This window comes from Streptomyces tropicalis (assembly GCF_029269835.1).
GTDB lineage: Bacteria > Actinomycetota > Actinomycetes > Streptomycetales > Streptomycetaceae > Streptomyces > Streptomyces tropicalis.
In genome coordinates, this window is sequence record NZ_JARJBB010000098.1 from 1 (window position 1) to 639 (window position 639).

Consider the following 639-nt stretch of genomic DNA (forward strand, 5'->3'; position numbering starts at 1 on the left):
AGACGGTTTTACCCCGATGGTCTTCAACGAGATGCCACGATGCCTCATCACTGTTGAAAACAGCCACAAAGCCAGCCGGAATATCTGGCGGTGCAATATCGGTACTGTTTGCAGGCAGACCGGTATGAGGCGGAATATATGCGTCACCTTCACCAATAAATTCATTAGTTCCGGCCAGCAGATTATAAATTTTTATGGTCCGTGGTTGTTCACTCATTCTGAATGCCATTATGCAAGCCTCACAATATAGTTAAATGCAATGTTTTTGACGGTGTTTTCCGCGTTACGCGCAGCGTTATCGGTGATGGTGTGTCCGTGTGAACCAATACTGAAAGAATGGGCATGAGCACCGATAACAACCGGATGCTGGTGCGCACCAATACCAACTGTATGCGCATGTGCACCGGCACTCACGGCTGTACCGGACAATGAGTGACTGTGGCTGCCCTGACTGTCCGTTTTCGATAAATAAGCAATACCCTGTGTGCTGGTTCCTTTAACTGTGGATAAACTTCCTGTAATGGTTGCTGTTCCATACTGACTCCAGCCAGAACTGTTCATCCTTAAACCACTTGTGTGGGCATGAGCACCCGCGGCCCCTGTTGAACCGCTCAGACTGTGAGCATGAGCCCCCGGGTT

The 639-nt window shown here is 49.3% G+C and carries 1 protein-coding gene and 1 pseudogene; both read right to left on the bottom strand.

Features of this window, described 5'->3' with window-relative positions; genetic code table 11:
- Positions 1-229: pseudogene (locus tag P3H78_RS33180) on the bottom strand (tail fiber assembly protein); the annotation flags it as partial.
- On the bottom strand, positions 229-639 hold a 411-nt coding region (locus P3H78_RS33185), incomplete at its 5' end, for a hypothetical protein (RefSeq protein ID WP_438828084.1). The pseudogene P3H78_RS33180 and the gene P3H78_RS33185, both read right to left, overlap by 1 nt.